The sequence below is a fragment of the Kitasatospora sp. NPDC091257 genome, assembly GCF_044757675.1.
Lineage (GTDB): Bacteria > Actinomycetota > Actinomycetes > Streptomycetales > Streptomycetaceae > Kitasatospora > Kitasatospora lactacystinica.
Window position 1 is genome coordinate 1 of sequence record NZ_JBIVVI010001852.1, and the last position, 1,109, is coordinate 1,109.

At 75.7% G+C, this 1,109-nt stretch carries 2 protein-coding genes; one reads left to right on the top strand and one right to left on the bottom strand.

The annotated features are described in order from the left end of the window. A partial coding sequence (locus ACIQOV_RS42455) for a PspC domain-containing protein (RefSeq protein ID WP_401056622.1) occupies positions 1-549 on the bottom strand: 549 nt, incomplete at its 3' end. A 125-nt stretch (positions 550-674) separates the two neighbouring features. On the opposite strand from ACIQOV_RS42455, the gene ACIQOV_RS42460 reads away from it, so the two are divergent. After that, positions 675-1,109 (top strand): PspC domain-containing protein (locus ACIQOV_RS42460; RefSeq protein WP_401056624.1); only part of this gene is annotated, 435 nt, incomplete at its 3' end.

Below are 1,109 nucleotides of genomic sequence, written 5' to 3' on the forward strand. Positions count from 1 at the left end.
GCCGCCGGTGACCCCGGTGACCCCGGTGCCCTCGGACCCGTCGGACCCCGGGAAGTGGCGGTCGTACGGCCCGCCGCCGCGGCGGTCGCGCCCCCGGCCGCGGCCCCGGCGGCGCTCCGGGTCGTAGCGCACCGCCAGGAAGACCAGGGCGGCGAGCAGCAGCAGCGGGAACATCTGGTCCCCGTCGCCCATCGAGGAGAAGAACACCCCGGTGCCGATCACGGTCAGCAGAACCGCGCCGACCGACTGGCCGTCCACCCGCCCGGTGAGCACCCGCTGGAGCTCGGTGCGCCCGCCGCGGCCCTTGGACTCGTCGTCGGTCGGGACGATCAGCCAGGCCAGGCCGTACAGGAACAGCCCGAGGCCGCCGGAGAGGCAGAGCACCACCGTGACGATCCGGAAGACCACCGGGTCGATGTCCAGGTGCCGGCCGAGGCCGCCGCAGACGCCGGCCACCACGCGGTGGTGCTCGGCCCGGGTCAGTGGCGGGCGGTCCGGTTCCGGCGGGGCGGCGGGCCCGGCCTCCTCGATGCGGGGGTCCTCGGTCATGGGCACCATCCTTCCGGCAGGGGCGGGCCCGGCCCAACCGGGTCGATCCCTGTCCGTACCCTGACTTGTCCCTGATACGCGATGGGGACACACCCTGATGCGCCCGTGGGCGCGCGCGTGGAACCATCGGTGCCGTGGCAGCCCCCGGTACCGATCCCCGACCCACCGCCCCCGACGCCGCGTCGTCGGCCGGCGCCGACCCGAGCGCGCCCGACGACGGGAGGCCGCCCTACCGGCGGCTCTACCGCAGCCCGCAGGGACGGATGCTCGGCGGCGTCGCGCACGGCCTGGCGGTGCACCTCGGGCTGCCGGTGCGGTGGGTGCGGATCGCCTTCGTCGTGCTGTTCTTCGCGCAGGGGATCGGCGCCCTGCTGTACGCCGCCTTCTGGTTCGTGGTGCCGATCGGCATCGGCGAGCCCTCGCAGCGCGGCGGCGCTCAGTGGGTGTACGTCAACGGGGTGTTCGTCCCGGCCTCGCCCGGGGTGCAGGGCGGCCTGCTGAGCAAGGGCGGCCAGGCCGGCGGCTGGGTGGCCCGGATGCGCCGGCTGCTCCAGCACACC